The 16,376-nt window shown below is 73.3% G+C and carries 15 protein-coding genes; 8 read left to right on the top strand and 7 right to left on the bottom strand.

Annotation, left to right across the window (positions count from 1 at the left end; genetic code table 11):
* Nucleotides 1–8: 8 nt before the first annotated feature.
* Both ABL57_RS05820 and ABL57_RS05815 read right to left on the bottom strand, forming a co-directional pair.
* Entirely contained in the window at nt 9–437 is a 429-nt protein-coding gene (locus ABL57_RS05820) for an HIT family protein (protein ID WP_047802500.1), read from the bottom strand.
* Between the two features lie 40 nt (nt 438–477).
* Complete coding sequence (locus tag ABL57_RS05815) at nt 478–1,215, bottom strand: MBL fold metallo-hydrolase (protein WP_082157251.1); 738 nt, start codon at nt 1,213–1,215, stop codon at nt 478–480.
* A gap of 132 nt (nt 1,216–1,347) precedes the next feature.
* On the opposite strand from ABL57_RS05815, the gene ABL57_RS05810 reads away from it, so the two are divergent.
* Nucleotides 1,348–1,773 carry a Fur family transcriptional regulator gene (locus tag ABL57_RS05810; protein ID WP_047802499.1) on the top strand — a complete coding sequence of 142 codons (426 nt, stop codon included), beginning with the start codon at nt 1,348–1,350 and terminating at the stop codon, nt 1,771–1,773.
* Nucleotides 1,766–2,722, top strand: coding sequence for a diacylglycerol kinase family protein (locus ABL57_RS05805; protein WP_047802498.1), 957 nt, complete (start codon nt 1,766–1,768; stop codon nt 2,720–2,722). Before ABL57_RS05810 ends, ABL57_RS05805 begins: the two co-directional genes overlap by 8 nt.
* Before the next feature lie 59 nt (nt 2,723–2,781).
* Here ABL57_RS05805 and ABL57_RS05800 read toward each other — a convergent pair whose 3' ends face one another.
* The 3 genes from ABL57_RS05800 to ABL57_RS05790 all read right to left on the bottom strand — a co-directional run bounded on the left by ABL57_RS05800 (nt 2,782) and on the right by ABL57_RS05790 (nt 6,843).
* Nucleotides 2,782–3,864, bottom strand: coding sequence for a hemolysin family protein (locus ABL57_RS05800; protein ID WP_047802497.1), 1,083 nt, complete (start codon nt 3,862–3,864; stop codon nt 2,782–2,784).
* The gene (locus ABL57_RS05795; protein WP_047802496.1) at nt 3,861–5,207 is read right to left on the bottom strand and encodes a hemolysin family protein; all 1,347 of its coding nucleotides are present in this window, start codon (nt 5,205–5,207) and stop codon (nt 3,861–3,863) included. The genes ABL57_RS05800 and ABL57_RS05795 overlap by 4 nt, the downstream gene beginning before the upstream one ends.
* A gap of 178 nt (nt 5,208–5,385) precedes the next feature.
* Nucleotides 5,386–6,843, bottom strand: a complete 1,458-nt coding sequence (locus ABL57_RS05790) for a GuaB1 family IMP dehydrogenase-related protein (protein ID WP_047802495.1) — start codon at nt 6,841–6,843, stop codon at nt 5,386–5,388.
* Between the two features lie 270 nt (nt 6,844–7,113).
* On the opposite strand from ABL57_RS05790, the gene ABL57_RS05785 reads away from it, so the two are divergent.
* From ABL57_RS05785 to ABL57_RS23500, 3 genes are all read left to right on the top strand, one after another.
* On the top strand, nt 7,114–11,001 hold the full coding sequence (locus ABL57_RS05785) for a multifunctional oxoglutarate decarboxylase/oxoglutarate dehydrogenase thiamine pyrophosphate-binding subunit/dihydrolipoyllysine-residue succinyltransferase subunit (RefSeq protein ID WP_047802494.1): 3,888 nt from the start codon (nt 7,114–7,116) through the stop codon (nt 10,999–11,001).
* Between the two features lie 127 nt (nt 11,002–11,128).
* Nucleotides 11,129–11,728 carry a GDSL-type esterase/lipase family protein gene (locus tag ABL57_RS05780; protein WP_047802493.1) on the top strand — a complete coding sequence of 200 codons (600 nt, stop codon included), beginning with the start codon at nt 11,129–11,131 and terminating at the stop codon, nt 11,726–11,728.
* A 137-nt stretch (nt 11,729–11,865) separates the two neighbouring features.
* Nucleotides 11,866–11,940, top strand: a complete 75-nt coding sequence (locus ABL57_RS23500) for a 50S ribosomal protein bL37 (RefSeq protein WP_095343185.1) — start codon at nt 11,866–11,868, stop codon at nt 11,938–11,940.
* Nucleotides 11,941–12,034: 94 nt separating this feature from the next.
* Here ABL57_RS23500 and rsrA read toward each other — a convergent pair whose 3' ends face one another.
* Nucleotides 12,035–12,301, bottom strand: a complete 267-nt coding sequence (gene rsrA / locus ABL57_RS05775; protein ID WP_047802492.1) for a mycothiol system anti-sigma-R factor — start codon at nt 12,299–12,301, stop codon at nt 12,035–12,037.
* A 2-nt stretch (nt 12,302–12,303) separates the two neighbouring features.
* Nucleotides 12,304–12,972 carry a sigma-70 family RNA polymerase sigma factor gene (locus ABL57_RS05770; RefSeq protein WP_047802491.1) on the bottom strand — a complete coding sequence of 223 codons (669 nt, stop codon included), beginning with the start codon at nt 12,970–12,972 and terminating at the stop codon, nt 12,304–12,306.
* A 336-nt stretch (nt 12,973–13,308) separates the two neighbouring features.
* On the opposite strand from ABL57_RS05770, the gene ABL57_RS05765 reads away from it, so the two are divergent.
* From ABL57_RS05765 to ABL57_RS05755, 3 genes are read left to right on the top strand one after another with little or no spacing between them, the layout of a single operon-like run.
* Nucleotides 13,309–13,848 (top strand): DoxX family membrane protein, encoded by a 540-nt coding sequence (locus ABL57_RS05765; RefSeq protein WP_047802490.1) that lies wholly within the window; start codon nt 13,309–13,311, stop codon nt 13,846–13,848.
* Between the two features lie 38 nt (nt 13,849–13,886).
* Nucleotides 13,887–15,242: a 3-phosphoshikimate 1-carboxyvinyltransferase gene (gene aroA, locus ABL57_RS05760; RefSeq protein WP_047802525.1), complete on the top strand. Its 1,356-nt coding sequence runs from the start codon at nt 13,887–13,889 to the stop codon at nt 15,240–15,242.
* On the top strand, nt 15,232–16,341 hold the full coding sequence (locus ABL57_RS05755) for a ribosome small subunit-dependent GTPase A (RefSeq protein WP_047802489.1): 1,110 nt from the start codon (nt 15,232–15,234) through the stop codon (nt 16,339–16,341). Before aroA ends, ABL57_RS05755 begins: the two co-directional genes overlap by 11 nt.
* Nucleotides 16,342–16,376: the final 35 nt, after the last annotated feature.

Raw genomic sequence — 16,376 nt, 5'->3', positions numbered from 1 at the left:
GCGCCGGGTCAGGGCTGCGGGACCGAGCTGCCGTGCCCGGCGTCGGCCAGGGCCGCCCGGATCCGCCTGGCGGCCTCGTCCATCGCGGCCGCGTCCGGGTGCCGGTCCGCGTTGGCGAACTGGAACTGCTCGACGGAGTTCGCGGGCCACACGTGCACGTGGGTGTGCGGGACCTCGAAGCCCTGGATCATCTGGCCGACTCGCGCGGGCCGCCACACGGCGTCGAGGGCCCGGCCGATCCTCCAGGAGACCACCATCAGGTGGGCGGCCAGGTCCTCGGGCAGGTCGATCCAGTGGTCGTACTCCTCGCGCGGGACCACCAGCGTGTGCCCCGGCCCGAGCGGTTCGATGGACAGGAACGCCACGCAGCGCTCGTCCTGCCACACGAAGCGGCCGGGGATCTCCCCCTCGATGATCTTGGTGAACACGGTGCTCACAGGTGCTCCTTCGCTCCTCGTGCGGACGGGGTGTCCGCGGTCAGGTCCGTGGGGTGGCGGCCGCGGCGCCGCCGTCCGCGCGTTCGGCGCGCCGGCCCGGCACGGGGCGGGGCGGCTGCAGCCGCACGCGCTCCCCGGTGTCCAGGTGGCGGTACTCGGCCCCGTACTTGGCGGCGAACGCCGTCAGCTGACCCTCGATGATGCCGAAGCCGTTGGCCGAGAGCAGTCCGTCGTGGATCTGGAAGACCTGGCGCGGGCGCACGGCCACGACGAAGTCGACGACCTCCGAGAGCTTGTTCCACGGCGCGTGGATCGGGGCGAGCAGCACCGGGACCTCCACCCCGTGCGGCACCACGAAGGAGTCGCCGGGGTGGTAGACGGTGTCGTTGACCAGGTACCCCACGTTGTCGACGGTGTGGATCAGCGGATGGATCAGGGCGTGCTGACCGCCGAAGGTCCGGACCGTGAAGCCGTCCAGCTCCAGCACCGTCTCCGGCGCCGCGTCATGCACGGAGGCCTCCTCCCCGAGCGCCTCCCGCAGCCCGGCGGCCACGGGCGCCGGGGCGTGCACCTGGATCTCCGGGTGCGCCCGCAGGTGCTCCTGCACGGGCTCGGCGTCCAGGTGGTCCGGGTGCACGTGGGTCACGAGCAGCACGTCCGCCCCGTCGAGGGCCCGCGCCAGCTCCTCCGGCCCGGAGAAGTTGCCCGGGTCGATGACCAGGACCCGGCCCTCGTTCTCGAGCCGGACGCACGAGTGGGTGTACTTGATCAGCTCCATGGGCCCAGCCTAGCCCGGCCCCGGGAGCGGGCCGGCACCGGCCTTGTTAAGCTGGTGGCTCGCCCGGACGCGTCCGGGCGCCGGCGCCCGGGCCGGGCCGCCCGGCGGAGCAGACCGACGAGAGGACGAGGCGTGAGCGTGCGAACCAGCGGGGGCGGTGAGGTCCGCAACACCCGGCAGCGCCGTGCCGTCAGCCAGGCCCTGGCCTCCCTCGAGGACTTCATCTCCACCCAGGACCTGCACGCCCTGCTGCGCGAGCGCGGTGAGTCCGTCTCCCTGGCCACCACCTACCGGATCCTGCAGTCGATGTCCGAGCTCGGCGAGCTGGACGTCCTGCGCGGCGGCGACGGCGAGGCGATCTACCGCCGCTGCGCGGCGGACCACCACCACCACCACCTGGTCTGCCGCCGCTGCGGCGCCGCCGTGGAGCTGGAAGCCCCCACGGTCGAGGAGTGGGCCGGGCGCACCGCCGCCGCCCACGGCTTCACCGAGGTGGACCACACCGTCGAGATCACCGGCCTGTGCGCCGCCTGCAGCGCGCGGCGCACCGATGGCTGAGCCCGCGCTCCCCCGCGGCACCTTCGTCCTCGCCGTCAACCCCCGCGCCGGCCGCGGCCGTGCCCTCGCGGAGGCGCACCTGGCCGCGGACCTGCTCCGCACCGGCGGCGACGACGCCGTGGTGCTCTCGGCGGGGGACCTCGGCACCCTGATGACGCTGGTCCGCGACCGGCTCCGCGCCGCCGCCCTCTCCACCCGCGCCCTGGTGGTCGTGGGCGGGGACGGGATGGTGCAGGCCGGCTTGGAGGTGCTCGTGGAGCTCGCCGAGCAGGGCATCGAGATCCCGTTGGGCGTGGTGCCCTGCGGCACCGGCAACGACCTGGCCCGGCACTTCGCCGTTCCCCTGCGGGACCCGGTGGGCGCGGCCGGACGGATCCTGCGCCGGCTCGACGACCCGGTCCCGCGCCGGCTCGACGTCGGCCGCGTCCGCTTCCCGGACGGGCGCACCCGCTGCTTCGGGACCGCCCTGTGCGCCGGCTTCGACGCCGTGGTCAACGAGCGCGCCAACCGCTGGCCGCGTCTGACCGGGCCCGGCAGGTACCTGCTGGCCGTCCTCGTGGAGATCGTGCGGCTGCGCACCATCGCCTACCGGCTGGAGGTCGAGGACGCCGCGGGACGGCGCCGCACGGAGGACCGGACGGGGGTGCTGCTGAACGTGGCCAACACCTCCTCGATCGGCGGTGGGCTGCCCGTCGTGCCCGGTGCCCGGGAGGACGACAGGCTGCTGGAGCTGTTCACCGTGGCGCCCCTGGGCCGGGCGAGGTTCCTGGTCCTGTTCCCGCGGCTGTTCTCGGGCCGCCATGTCGCCCTGCCCAGCGTGCGCACCGAGCGGGTGCGCTCGGTGCGCGTGACGGCGCCGGGGATCACCGCCTACGCCGACGGGGAGCGCCTCGGCCCGCTGCCCGTGCGGGTGGACGTGCTCCCCGCGGCGGTGCGGATCCTGGCCTGAGCCCTCCGGCGCGCGGCGGCCCAGCCCGGCGGTGCAGCCCTGCAGGACAGCCCCGCAGGTCAGCCCGGCGGCTCCGAGGAGTCGACCCGGTCCCCGCGGCGCTGGCGGCGGTCCTGCGTGGTGTCGCGGATCTCGCCCACGAGCTCCTCGATGACGTCCTCGAGGAACAGCACGCCCAGCGTCCGCCCGCCCGCGTCGACCACGCGGGCCAGGTGCGAGCCCGTGCGCTGCATCGCGGCGAGGGCGTCGTCGATCTCGATCTCGGGGCGCAGGTTGGCCAGGGAGCGGACCCGGGTCACCGGCACGGGCTCGTTGTACCGGCTGCCCGGGATGGAGAGCACGTCCTTGATGTGCAGGTAGCCGTTGAGCACGCCGTCGTCCTCGGTCAGGGCGAAGCGCGAGAAGCCGGTGCGGGCCACCGCCTTCTCGACCTCCGCCGGGGACACGTCCTCCGGCAGGGTGACGAGCTCGCGCAGCGGGACCATGACGTCGGCGGTGCGCTTCGTGGAGAACTCCAGGGCCCCGGAGAGCAGGCCGGTCTGGTCGGCCACGGTGCCCTCCTTCGTGGACTCCGCGACGATGGACTGCAGCTCGTCGAGGGTGAAGGTCGAGGACACCTCGTCCTTCGGCTCGATGCCCATGAGCTTCAGGACGTGGTTGGCCGACCAGTTCAGCGTCGCGATGACGGGCTTGACCACCCGCGAGACGAACACCAGCGGCGGGGCCAGCAGCAGCACCGCGCGGTCGGCGGCCGAGACGGACATGTTCTTGGGCACCATCTCGCCGAAGACCACGTGCAGGAAGGTGACCACGACCAGTGCCGTGAGGAACCCGCTGACGTCGGCCACCTCGACGGGCACGCCCAGGTGCTCCAGCGGCCCGGAGACGATGTGGTGCAGGGCGGGCTCGGAGATGTTGAGGATCAGCAGCGAGCACACCGTGATGCCCAGCTGGCAGCAGGCCAGCATGAGGGAGACCCGCTCCATCGCGTACAGCGCGGTGCGCGCACGCTTGTTCCCGGCCTCGGCGAGCGGCTCGATCTGGCTGCGCCGCGCGGACATGACGGCGAACTCGCCGCCCACGAAGAAGGCGTTGCCGGCCAGGAGGACCACCAGCCACGCCAGGCCTGCCCAGTCGCTCATCGTGCCTCCTCCCCGGCCGCGGCGGCTCCCGCGTCCTGCTGGCCGTCCGCGGACGGGACGAAGCGGATGCGGTCCACGCGCCGGCCGTCCATCCGGGCGACCTCCAGCGTCCCGCCCTGGACGGGCACGGCGTCCCCGGGCCTCGGGATCTGCCCGAGCCGGTCCATCATGAACCCGCCCATGGTCTCGTAGGCGGGGCCGTCCTCGATGTCGAGCTCGGTGATCTGCTCGGAGACCTCGTCGGGGCGCATCAGACCGGGGAAGTACCACTCTCCGGTGGCCGACTGCAGGGCCCCGAGGGTGAGCCGGTCGTGCTCGTCCGAGACCTCCCCGACGACCTCCTCCACGAGGTCCTCGAGGGTGACGACGCCGGCGGTGCCGCCCCACTCGTCGACGACCACGGCCATCTGCAGCCCGCCGGAGCGCAGCTGCACGAGCAGCGAGTCCAGGTGCACGGTCTCGGGCACCCGCAGGACCTCCTCCATGATCGCCCCGCACTCCAGGGCGGTCCGGCGCTCCGACGGCACGGCCACGGCCTTCTTGATGTGCACCACGCCGCGGACGTCGTCCGGGGAGTCGTCCATGACGGGGAAGCGGGAGTGCCCGGTGCGGGAGGCCAGCGCCACGACGTCCGCCACGGACTCGTGGGAGTCGAGCATCTGCACGCGGATGCGCGGCGTCATCACGTCCGCGGCGGTGCGCTCGGCGAAGGTCAGCGTCTTGGCCACGAAGGTGGCGGTGCCGACGTCGAGCGTGCCCATCTTCGCGGAGCGGCGCACCATCGAGGACAGCTCCTCGGGCGAGCGCGCCCCGGAGAGCTCCTCCTTGGCCTCCATGCCGAACAGGTGCAGGACCCGGTTGGCGACGCCGTTGAGCGCGAGCACGAAGGGCTTGAACACCGCGGTGAACAGCAGCTGCGGGCGGGCGACGACCCGGCCCACCCGGAAGGCCTCCGCGATGGCCCAGTTCTTCGGGACCAGCTCCCCCAGCAGCATCGACAGCAGCGTGGAGATGAGCATGGACAGGGCCAGCGTGACCCCGCCGGCGGCGGTCACGGACAGGCCGGTCAGCTCGACGATCGGCTCGCGCAGGAAGGACTGCAGCGCCAGGTCCAGGGTGTACCCGGTGAGCAGGGTGGTGAGGGTGATGCCCAGCTGGCAGCTGGAGAGCTGCGTGGACAGGGACTTGAGACACTTCAGCAGGGGCTCGGCCGCCCGGTCGCCCTCGGCGATCGCGCGGCGGACCGTGGTCTGGTCCAGGGCCACGAGGGAGAACTCCACGGCCACGAAGAAGCCCGTGCCCAGGATCAGGAGCAGGCCCGCGGCCAGCAGCAACCACTCCATCAGGCGCTGCCTCCCCGGGGGGACCGCCGGCCCGGGGCCGGGCGGTCGGAGGCTGGTGGGGGGTCGGTGGGTGAGCCGGCTCGGGGGCCGCGGCGGGGGCCGCCGCGGCCGGGCCGGCAACTACTGAAGGAGTCCATGAGGTCTCCAGGGTACCGGAGCGGGACCCGCCGGCGCGTGCTCAGGACCAGCTGACCGGGCGCGCCCTGCCCTCCTCGTAGCCGGAGGCGGACTGGATGCCGACCACCGCGCGCGCCGCGAACTGCTCGAGGCTGGTGGCCCCCGCGTAGGTCATGGAGCTGCGCACGCCCGCGGTGATCTGGTCCACGAGGTCCTCCACGCCGGGGCGCTCGGGGTCCAGGTACATCTTGGAGCTGGAGATGCCCTCCTCGAACAGGCCCTTGCGGGCCCGGGCGAAGGCGCCCTCGCCCCGGGTGCGCTCGCGCACGGCGCGGGTGGACGCCATCCCGAAGCTCTCCTTGTACGCGCGCCCGTCGGCGTCGACGTTGAGCTCGCCCGGTCCCTCGTGCGTGCCGGCGAACCAGGAGCCGACCATGACCTGGCTGGCGCCCGCCGCGAGCGCGAGGGCGACGTCGCGGGGGTGCTTCACCCCGCCGTCGGCCCACACGTGCCGGCCCAGGCCGGCGGCCGCGTCCGCGCACTCGAGCACCGCGGAGAACTGGGGCCGGCCCACGGCCGTCATCATCCGGGTGGTGCACATCGCCCCGGGGCCGACGCCGACCTTCACGATGTCCGCCCCGGCGTCCACGAGGTCCTGCACGCCGTCGGCGGTGACCACGTTGCCCGCCACGACCGGCACGTCCGGCGCCGCCGCGCGGACCTGGCCGAGGGCCTCGATCATCTTGCGCTGGTGGCCGTGGGCGGTGTCCACCACCAGCACGTCCACCCCGGCGTCCAGCAGCGCCCGTGCCTTGCCCCGGACATCGCCGTTGATGCCCACCGCCGCGCCGACCCGGAGCCGGCCGGCGCCGTCGAGGGCGGGGGTGTAGATCGTCGAGCGGACGGTGCCCTTGCGGGTCAGCACGCCCACCACGGTGTCGCAGTCGAGCACCGGGGCCACGTGCGCCCGCGTCTGGGTGAGGCGGTCGTAGGCGGCGGCCAGGACGTCCTCGCCGGAGCGCGCCGAGACCTCCGCGAGCGAGAACACCGGCGCGTCGGTGCGCATGATCGAGCCGAGCTGGGTGAAGCGGTCCACCTCCGTGCAGTCCGCGGCGAGCACCACCCCGCGATAGGCACGGTCCGGGCCGCACACCACCACGGCGCCGTGGGGGCGCTTGTGCATGATGCCGAGGGCGTCGTGGACCGTGTCCTCCGCGCCCAGCACCACGGGCGTCTCGAAGCGCGGGGAGCGGTTCTTCACCCAGGAGGTCACCTCGGCGATGACGTCGAGCGGGATGTCCTGCGGAAGGATGCCCAGACCGCCCCGCCGGGCCAGCGTCTCGACCATGCGGCGGCCGGTGACCGCCGTCATGTTCGCCGCGACCAGGGGGATCGTGGCGCCCGTGCCGTCGCGGGGCGTCAGGTCGACGTCGAAGCGGGAGGTGACCCGGGAGCTGGCGGGGACCAGGAAGACGTCGTTGTAGGTCAGGTCGGACGTGGGGGTGTTGAGGAAGCGCACGCGGACCAGTCTAGCGGGGGGCCCGCGACACGCGCCGCGGCACGGGAGGCGCGGACTAGCCATGCCGCCGCGCAGATCACTAGACTCGCCGGAGGTACGGCCGCGCCCGGTTCACGACCGTCCGGCAGGTCCGGAGGACGTCGTCGGCTGTCGCGGGAGACGGCCGGCGACGAACACCGGCGGCGGGACCGGATGCTGCTGGGACCGACAACGCGGGGACCGGAGAGCCGGTCCTGCGCGCGATCAACCTATGGAAGAGGCGTATTCCCCGTGCCACATCAGCCACAGCACCCCATCCCTGAAGAATTCGCAGGTAACGAGTGGCTCGTCGACGAACTGTTCGAGAAGTACCGGTCGGACAAGAACTCGGTGGACGAGAAGTGGTGGCCCATCTTCGAGGCGATGAGCGCTGACAACGGCACTGCGACGGAGCAGCCGGGCGCCCAGTCCTCCACCGAGCGGACCCCCGCCGCGGCCCCGGCCCAGGAGGCCCCCACCCCGAAGGACCCGGCCCCGAAGGCGCCCGCCCCGCGGGAGGCCCCCGCCCAGCCCAAGGCCGCGGCCGCCCCCCGGCCGCCCGCCGCCCAGCAGAGCGCCCCCAGGGCCGCGTCGACGTCGGCGCCGGCCGCGGCCCCGCCCGCCACGAAGTCCGGCGCGAAGGCCGAGGGCCGCCCCGAGAGCGGCCAGGGCGAGACCGAGTCGCGCCGGCCCATCCCGGCCCAGCCCGCCCGGGCCCGCGCCAGCGCCCCCAGCACGGACGCCCCCGCGGAGGACAAGGTCGTCAAGCTCCGCGGTCCCGCCAAGGCGGTGGCCGCCAACATGGACGCCTCGCTCACGGTGCCGACCGCCACGACCGTGCGCGCGGTCCCCGCGAAGCTGCTCATCGACAACCGGATCGTGATCAACAGCCACCTCGCCCGCAACCGCGGCGGCAAGGTCTCCTTCACGCACCTGATCGGCTACGCCGTGATCAAGGCGCTGGCGAACTACCCGTCCCAGAACGTCGTGTACGACGAGCAGGACGGCAAGCCGGTGGCCGTGCACCCCGCCCACGTCAACTTCGGGATCGCCATCGACATCCCGAACAAGGACGGCTCCCGCAACCTCGTGGTGCCCAACATCAAGGGCGCGGAGGCGATGTCCTTCCTGCAGTTCTGGAACTCCTACGAGGACATCGTGCGCCGGGCGCGCACGAACGAGCTGACCATGGAGGACTACCAGGGCACCACGGTGTCCCTGACCAACCCCGGCGGCATCGGCACGGTGCACTCCGTGCCGCGGCTGTCCAAGGGACAGGCCTGCATCGTCGGCGTGGGCGCCCTGGACCACCCGGCGGAGTACCGGGGCTCCTCCCCGAAGACCATCGCCCGGCACGCCGTCTCCAAGATCATCACGCTGACCTCGACCTACGACCACCGCGTGATCCAGGGCGCGGGCTCCGGCGAGTTCCTGCGCCTCATCGAGTCCTACCTGCTGGGCGGGGACGACTTCTACGACGAGATCTTCGAGGCCCTGCGGATCCCCTACGAGCCCGTGCGCTGGGCCGTGGACAACCAGGTCAACCCCGAGATCCAGGTCAACAAGGTCGCCCGGATCCAGCAGCTCATCCACGCCTACCGCGTGCGCGGGCACCTCATGGCGGACACCAACCCGCTCGAGTACGTGATGCGCAAGCACCCCGACCTCGACATCCGCACCTACGGGCTGTCCCTCTGGGACCTGGAGCGCGAGTGGCCCACCGGCGGCTTCGGCGGCGCGGACGTGCTGAGCCTGCGCACCATCCTGGGCCGGCTGCGGGACGCCTACTGCCGCACCCTCGGCGTGGAGTACATGCACCTTCAGGAGCCCGAGGAGCGCGAGTGGTTCCAGGACCAGCTCGAGCACGGCTACCAGAAGCCCAGCCGCGAGGAGCAGTTCCGCATCCTGGGCCGGCTCAACGCCGCCGAGGCCTTCGAGACGTTCCTGCAGACCAAGTACGTGGGCCAGAAGCGCTTCTCCCTGGAGGGCGGTGAGTCCCTGATCCCGCTGCTCGACGAGATCATCGCCGACGCCGCCGACGCCGGGCTCGCCGGGGTGGGCATCGCCATGGCCCACCGCGGCCGGCTCAACGTGCTCACCAACATCGCCGGCAAGTCCTACGCCCAGGTGTTCCGCGAGTTCGAGGGCAGCCAGGACCCGCGCACCACCGAGGGCTCCGGCGACGTGAAGTACCACCTCGGCACGGAGGGCACCTTCACCTCCGACAACGGCAACGAGACCCAGGTCTACCTCGCCGCCAACCCGTCCCACCTCGAGGCGGCGGACCCGGTCATCGAGGGCATCGCCCGCGCCAAGACCGACGTCCTCGGCGCCGGCCCGGAGGGCGACGGCACCTACCCCGTGCTGCCCATCCAGGTGCACGGCGACGCCGCGTTCGCCGGCCAGGGCGTCGTGGCCGAGGTCCTGCAGATGGCGCAGCTGCCCGGGTACACGGTGGGCGGCACCGTCCACGTCATCGTGAACAACCAGGTGGGCTTCACGACCTCCCCCGCGGCGGCGCGCTCCACGACCTACGCGACCGACATCGCCAAGGGCCTGCAGGCGCCGATCTTCCACGTCAACGCGGACGACCCGGAGGCCGTCACGCACGTGGGGCAGATGGCGTTCGCCTGGCGCCAGGCGTTCCACAAGGACGTCGTGATCGACCTCATGTGCTACCGCCGCCGCGGCCACAACGAGGGCGACGACCCCTCGATGACCCAGCCGCTGATGTACAACCTCATCGAGGAGAAGCGCTCGACCCGCAAGATCTACACCGAGAACCTGGTGGGCCGCGGCGACATCACCCAGGAGGAGGCCGACCGGGCGCTGAAGGACTACCAGGAGCGCCTGGAGCGGGTGTTCGCGGAGACCCACGAGGCGCAGACCTCGTCCATCCCGCTGGTCACCGGCGACTCCGCGGCGATCTCGAACATCGAGCGGCCCTCCGCCCAGCAGGCGGACTCCGGGATCTCGGTGCCGCGGACCACGGCGATCTCCGCGGAGGCCGCCCAGCGCCTGGGAGCGGTGCACGTGGAGGTCCCCGAGGACTTCACCGTGCACAAGAAGCTGCGCAAGCTGCTCGAGCGCCGGGAGGCGATGACCCGCGAGGGCGGCGTGGACTGGGGCATGGGCGAGCTCATGGCCTTCGGCTCCCTGATGATGGAGGGCATCCCGGTGCGCATGTCCGGCCAGGACGTGCGGCGCGGCACCTTCACCCAGCGGCACGCGGTGTTCTTCGACGCCGACACCGGGGCGGAGTGGACCCCGCTCAACCACCTCTCCGGGGACCAGGCCAAGCTGGCGATCTACAACTCCCTGCTGTCCGAGTACGGCGTGCTGGGCTTCGAGTACGGCTACTCCGTGGAGCGGCCCGACGCCCTGACCGTGTGGGAGGCCCAGTTCGGGGACTTCGTCAACGGCGCGCAGACCGTGGTCGACGAGTTCATCTCCTCGGCCGAGCAGAAGTGGGGCCAGCGCACCTCGCTGGTCATGCTGCTCCCCCACGGCTTCGAGGGGCAGGGCCCGGACCACTCCTCGGCCCGGATCGAGCGGTTCCTGCAGCTGTGCGCCGAGCAGAACATGATCGTGGCCAACCCGTCCACCCCGGCCAGCCACTTCCACCTGCTGCGCCGGCAGGCCTACAGCCGCCCGCGCAAGCCGCTGGTCGTGGCCACGCCCAAGCAGCTGCTGCGGCTCAAGGCGGCGGCCTCCCCGATCGAGGAGTTCACCTCCGGCGCGTTCCGCCCGGTGATCGGCGACCAGGGCAGGCTCAACGCCTCCGAGGTCACCGACGTGGTGCTGGTCTCGGGCCGGCTGTACTACGACCTGGCCGCCGCGCGCGAGCAGCGCCAGGACCGCAACACCGCGATCGTGCGCGTGGAGCAGCTCTACCCGCTGCCGCTCGCGGAGATCCGGGAGGAGCTGGCCAAGTACCCGGAGGCCCGTCTCACCTGGGCCCAGGACGAGCCCGCCAATCAGGGCGCCTGGCCGTTCATGGCGGTCAACCTGGTGCCGGAGCTGGACCGCAGGGTGCGCCTGGCCTCCCGGCCCGCCTCGGCCTCCCCGGCCAACGGCTCGGCCAAGCGCCACGCCGCCGAGCTGGAGACCCTCGTCCAGACGGCCTTCGAGCGGGACTGAGCCCGCCCGGGACGGCGGGGGCCGCGGCCCCCGCCGTCCCGCACGTTCCCAGCGAGTCCGGCGCCGGCCCGTGCCCCACGGGCCGGCGCTGCCCATGACCACCGCACCCCCGACCAGAAAGAACGACGTGGAGCAACGAAGGATCAGAATTGTCGCAGTCGGTGACGAGCTGCTGGCCGGCGAGGGCGACCCGCGAGGCCTCGGCTGGTTCGGGCGCGTCATGGCCCGCACCCCGCACCACGTGGCCCCCGTGGCGGCCTACAACCTCGCCGCCCCCGGCGAGGGCAGCGAGTCCCTCAACGAGCGCTGGTTCGAGGAGGCGGCCCGCCGCTTCTCCCCCGGCCACGACAACCGCCTCGTCATCGCGCCCTCCACGCTGGACATCGACCTGTCCATCACGAGCGCCCGCTCCCGGCTGAACATGGCCAACATCATCGACACGGCGTCCCAGCACAACGTGCGGGTGCTCGTCGTCGGGCCCCCGCCCACGCTGGACGGCGAGCGCAACCGGCGCATCGCGGACCTCTCGGCCGCCTACGCCGACGTCACGACCCGCCGCAACCACGTCTACGTCGACACCTTCAACCCTCTGCAGCACCACGAGCAGTGGCGCAAGGACCTGGCCGCGAACCACGGCCACCCGGGACAGGCCGGCTACGGGCTGATGGCCTGGCTCGTGCTGCACCGCGGCTGGTACAACTGGCTGGACCTGCCCCAGCCCCAGTGACCCCGGCCTCCCGCGCATGTGAGACAATGGCGGGCAGTGCCTCGTCCGGCCGCCGCTGAAACTCACCTGAGCACGCGGGAACGGACGCCGACACCCACGATCCGCCGCGGACGGCCGCGGACAGACAGGAGGCTCGTATGAGCAAGCGCGGACGCAAGCGCAAGGACCGCCGCAAGGGCGGCGCCAACCACGGCAAGCGCCCCAACGCCTGAGGTCCCCGGACCCGGCAACGCCGTGACGGAAGGGCCCCGGACCGCTCAGCGGTCCGGGGCCCTTCCGTGTGCCCGGGTCCCGGGGCGGCGGCGCTCAGGCCGCGGGGGGCTCCTGTCGCTGGGCGTGCAGGCGGGCGAGGATCGAGACCCGCAGGTCGGCGGGAGCGGTCTCCGCGCAGGACCGGCGGACCACGGAGCGGATCACGCACTCCAGGTCGTACTCGCGCGCGCACTCCCGGCACTCGAGGAGGTGGCCGTGGATCTCGTCGAGGTCCTGCGCCGGGAGCACCCCGTCGAGGTACTCGTAGATCCGGCGGATCCGCTCGTCCGTGCAGTGTCCGAGGCTCTCGCAGTCGGCCATGTCTACTTGTCCTTTTCCTTCTTCTTGTCGCCGGTCACCTTGGACGTGTCGAAGCCGCGCTCGGCCGCGTAGTCGGCAAGCTTCTCGCGCAGCAGCTTCCGCCCGCGGTGCAGCCGGGACATCACCGTTCCGATCGGCGTGTCCATGATCTCGGAGATCTCCTTGTAGGCGAAGCCCTCCACGTCGGAGAAGTACACGGCCAGGCGGAACTCCTCGGGCAGCTCCTGGAGGGCCCGCTTGACGTCGCTGTCCGGCAGGTGGTCGAGGGCCTCCACCTCCGCCGAGCGCAGTCCCGAGGACGTGTGGGACTCGGCGCGGTGCAGCTGCCAGTCCTCCACGGTGTCGGTGTTCGCCTGCTGCGGCTCGCGCTGGCGCTTGCGGTAGAGGTTGATGTACGTGTTCGTGAGGATCCGGTACAGCCAGGCCTTGAGGTTCGTGCCGGGCCGGTACTGGTGAAACGCCGAGAACGCCTTGGTGTAGGCCTCCTGCACCAGGTCCTCGGCGTCGGCGGGGTTGCGGGCCATCCGCAGGGCAGCGGCGTAGAGCTGGTCCACGTACTCCATGGCGTCCTGCTCGAAGCGCGCCTTCCGGGCCTCCGGGGTCTCGGTGTCGACGTCGACGGGCGGCTCGGTGCGCTGGGGGACAGCCCCCTGCTGGTTCTGCTCGTTCATCACGGACCAGTCTACGGGGATCCGCCGGCCGGCCGGGGCCGGGGCGAGGGTGCTGGCGGCGGTGCTGATGGCTGCTCCTCTCCCCGGCCGTGCCGGTGTGCTCGCTGGACGTCGCGCGTGCCGCCGGGGCTCCGGCGGTCCTGCTGCGGCGGGACGGCCCGCTCGCCGTCCTCCTGCACAACGGAGGTCACGGGCGCGCGTATTCCCCGTCGCGGCGGGTCGCGGCTCGCCCCTGCCCCGGCCCCCGTGGCTAGGATGGGTGAGGCGGCGCCGTCCGCCGCACCAGTACCCGTCCGACCACGCCCCGCGGTCACGCCTGCCGCCCAGGAGGAACCCATGAGCATCGTCCGTCGCATCGCCCGCCCGCTGCTGGCCACCGGTTACGTCGCCAACGGTGTCGAGAGCTTCCGCAACTCGTCCCGCGCCGCCGAGCACCTCGCCCCCGCCGCCTCCGCGGCGGCCAAGGCCTTCCCGCAGGCCGGGCCCGTGCTGCAGAACCCGGCCGTGGTCGCCCAGGGGCTCGCCGCCGCACAGGTCGGCGCCGCCGTGCTGTTCGGCCTGGGCCGGCTGCCGCGCCTGTCCGCCGGGGTGCTGGTGACCACCACCGCGCTCAACGCCTACGCCGACTACCGCGCCGCCGAGGCGGACACCCCGGAGCAGAAGGCCGCCCGCCGGGCGACCGCCTTCAAGAACGCCTCCCTCGTCGGCGCTGTCATGCTCGCCGCCGTGGACACCGAGGGCAACCCCTCCCTGCTGTGGCGCGCCGAGCACCTCGCCGGCGACGTCAAGAAGAACGCCTCCAAGCTGGGCAAGGACACCCAGAAGCAGGTCGCCAAGGCCGAGAAGACGCTCCAGCACGCCGTCAAGCACAGCTGAGCCGGGGTCCCGCCGTCGTGATCCCGTCCGAGGCCCCCGTGCCCGCAACCCCGCCCGACGTGCCGGAGCCGGCCCAGCAGCACGAGCTGTGGCCGGCTCCGTTCGTGGGCGACCGCCCGGTCGTCGCCGAGCTGACGGTGCCGGGCTCCAAGTCCCTCACCAATCGGTACCTGCTTCTCGCCGCCCTCGCGGACGGCCCGTGCCGCCTGCGCTCCCCGCTGCACTCCCGCGACTCCCGGCTCATGGTGCAGGCCCTGCGCGCCCTCGGGGCCGGCGTCGAGGAGGTGCCCGGGGGCGGTGACTTCGGCCCCGACCTCCTCGTGCGGCCCGCCTCCTGGGAGGCCGCCGACCCCGTCACCGTCGACTGCGGGCTCGCCGGGACCGTGATGCGCTTCGTCCCGCCCGTGGCGGCCCTGGGCCGCCGCCCGGTGACCTTCGACGGCGATCCGGGCGCCCGGGTGCGCCCGATGGGCCCGGTGGTCGACGCCCTGCGGGCGCTCGGTCTGCGGGTCGAGGACGGCGGCCGCGGCCGACTGCCCTTCACCGTGCACGGGACGGGCGGGGTGCCCGGCGGGGAGCTCGAGATCGACGCGACCGGCTCGAGCCAGTTCGTCTCCGCCCTCCTGCTCGCCGGGGCGCGCTTCGACGACGGGCTGCTGCTGCGCCACCGGGGCGCGGACGGGCGCGGCGTGCCCTCCATGCCGCACGTCGAGATGACCGTGGCGGTGCTGCGCGGGCTCGGGGTCACGGTGGACGACTCCGTGCCGGAGCAGTGGCGGGTGGCCCCCGGCCCGGTCCGGGCCTTCGACGTCACCATCGAGCAGGACCTCTCCAACGCCGGCCCCTTCCTCGCCGCGGCCGTGGTCACCGGCGGACGGGTCTCCGTGCCGCGCTGGCCCGGGCACACCACCCAGGGCGGGGACCACTGGAAGCACATCCTGCCCGCCTTCGGCGCCGAGGTGGAGCTCGCGGACGGGACCTTCTCGGTCACCGGCCCCCGGGTGGTCACCGGCGTGGACCTGGACCTGGGCGAGGCCGGGGAGCTGGCCCCCACCGTCGCCGCCGTGTGCGCCGTGGCCACCACCCCGTCCCGGCTGCGCGGCATCGCCCACCTGCGCGGCCACGAGACGGACCGGCTCGCGGCGCTCGTGGCCGAGATCAACCGGCTCGGCGGCGACGCCGAGGAGACCGAGGACGGCCTGCTGATCCGGCCGGCCCCGCTGCACGGCGGCACGTTCCGCAGCTACGAGGACCACCGGATGGCCACCGCCGGGGCCGTGATCGGCCTGGTGGTGCCCGGGGTGCGCGTGGAGAACATCGGGACCACCGCCAAGACCCTGCCCGAGTTCCCGCGGCTGTGGTCCGGGCTCCTGGGGACCGGCCGTGGCGCGTAGGGACTCCGCCCGGCGCGACTGGGACGAGTCGGACGTCCGCGTCCGCCCGAACAAGTCCGGCTCCCGGCCCCGCACCAAGGACCGCCCGGCGCACCGGGACGCCGTGACCGGCCGCATCGTCACGGTGGACCGCGGCCGCTACACCGCGGTCCTCGACGAGGACACCGACCGTGAACGGCTGGTGGTGGCGGTGCGCGCCAAGGAGCTGCACCGCCGGCCCGTGGTCGCCGGGGACCTCGTCGGCCTCGTCGGGGACGTCAGCGGCGCCCCGGACAGCCTGGCCCGCCTCGTGCGGATCGAGGAGCGCGCCACGGTGCTGCGGCGCAGCGCCGACGACACCGACCCGGTCGAGCGCGTGGTGGTCGCCAACGCCGACCAGCTCGTGATCGTGGTCGCCGCCGCCAACCCCGAGCCGCGCACCGGCTTCATCGACCGCTCCCTGGTGGCCGCCTACGACGCCGGGATCGAGCCGATCCTGTGCATCACCAAGACGGACCTGCGCGACCCCGCCGAGCTGATCTCCCACTACACCGCCCTGGAGCTGCCCGTGCTCGTCTCCGGTCCCGCGCGGGACGCCGCGGCCGACGACGGCGGGGCCACGCTGCCCCTCGACCGCGCCCTCGTGGAGGCCCTGCGCGCGCGGCTCGACGGCCACGTCTCGGTGCTCCTCGGGCACTCGGGGGTCGGCAAGTCCACCCTCGTGAACGCCCTCACGGGCGCGGACCGGGCGACCGGCGGGGTGAACGCGGTGACCGGGCGGGGCCGGCACACGTCGTCGTCGGCCCTGGCCCTGAGGATCGAGGACGCCTCCCCCGGGTCCTGGATCATCGACACCCCCGGCATCCGCTCCTTCGGCCTCGCCCACGTGGACCCCGACCGCATCGTGGAGTCCTTCGACGAGCTCGCCGAGGCGATTGCCGAGTGCCCCAAGGGCTGCCGCCACACCGAGGCCTCGCCGGGCTGCGCGCTGGACGACTGGGTGGCACAGGGCCGGGCCGGGGACGCGGGCGGGTCCCGGCTGGCCTCGCTGCGCCGGCTGCTCGGCGCCGGGGAGCGCCCGGGCGAGTCCCGGGAGGACAAGGAGCTCGGCATCCAGTGAGCCGGCGGCCGGGCCCGGCCGGGCACGGTACCGGT

Origin of the sequence: Kocuria sp. SM24M-10, from assembly GCF_001027955.1 — a bacterium.
Lineage (GTDB): Bacteria > Actinomycetota > Actinomycetes > Actinomycetales > Micrococcaceae > Kocuria > Kocuria oceani.
This window is presented reverse-complemented; position numbering and strand designations above follow the sequence as displayed.

Bases quoted from the DNA above. Each gene is read 5' to 3' on its own strand.
- ABL57_RS05805 (WP_047802498.1), top strand. From the start codon at position 1,766: ATGGCTGAGCCCGCGCTCCCCCGCGGCACCTTCGTCCTCGCCGTCAAC.
- ABL57_RS05770 (WP_047802491.1), bottom strand. From the start codon at position 12,972: ATGAACGAGCAGAACCAGCAGGGGGCTGTCCCCCAGCGCACCGAGCCG.
- ABL57_RS05800 (WP_047802497.1), bottom strand. From the start codon at position 3,864: ATGAGCGACTGGGCAGGCCTGGCGTGGCTGGTGGTCCTCCTGGCCGGC.
- ABL57_RS05795 (WP_047802496.1), bottom strand. From the start codon at position 5,207: ATGGAGTGGTTGCTGCTGGCCGCGGGCCTGCTCCTGATCCTGGGCACG.
- rsrA (WP_047802492.1), bottom strand. From the start codon at position 12,301: ATGGCCGACTGCGAGAGCCTCGGACACTGCACGGACGAGCGGATCCGC.
- ABL57_RS05765 (WP_047802490.1), top strand. From the start codon at position 13,309: ATGAGCATCGTCCGTCGCATCGCCCGCCCGCTGCTGGCCACCGGTTAC.
- ABL57_RS05815 (WP_082157251.1), bottom strand. From the start codon at position 1,215: ATGGAGCTGATCAAGTACACCCACTCGTGCGTCCGGCTCGAGAACGAG.